The following is a 530-nucleotide window of genomic DNA, read 5'->3' on the forward strand; positions in this document are numbered from 1 at the left end:
GAAGACCTTGAAAGTGTCTGAACCGCCGAAGCGCGGCGCCGGCATCAAGGTGCCTGACGTTGCCACGCTGGTGGACAAGCTCAAGAACGAAGCGAAGGTGATCTGATCATGACCGTACTTGTTATTGCCGAACACGACCACGCCACGCTGAAGCCGGCGACCCTCAAYACCGTGACCGCGGGCATTGCCTGCGCCAGCGGCGACGTCCACGTGCTGGTGGCCGGCGCCAACGCCGCCGAAGCCGGCAAGGCCGCCTCTCAAGTCGCAGGCGTTGCCAAGGTGATCGTCGCCGACAGCCCCTCCCTGGCCGAGAACCTCGCCGAGAACGTCGCCGCCCAGGTGCTSGCGATCGCSAAGAACTACAGCCACATCCTGTTCCCCTCGACCGCCAACGGCAAGAACGTCGCCCCACGCGTGGCCGCCCTGCTCGACGTGGCGCAGATCAGCGATGTCACCAAGGTCGACAGCCCCGACACCTTCGAGCGACCGATCTACGCCGGCAACGCGATTGCGATCGTGCAGAGCAGCGA

At 65.1% G+C, this 530-nt stretch carries 2 pseudogenes; both read left to right on the forward strand.

Annotated features, from left to right (window positions below):
- Positions 1-106, forward strand: a pseudogene (locus AC1DY5_RS58220) (electron transfer flavoprotein subunit beta/FixA family protein); the annotation flags it as partial.
- A gap of 2 nt (positions 107-108) precedes the next feature.
- Positions 109-530: pseudogene (locus tag AC1DY5_RS58225) on the forward strand (electron transfer flavoprotein subunit alpha/FixB family protein); the annotation flags it as partial.

The sequence above is a fragment of the Variovorax sp. P4_D9 genome, assembly GCF_056401695.1.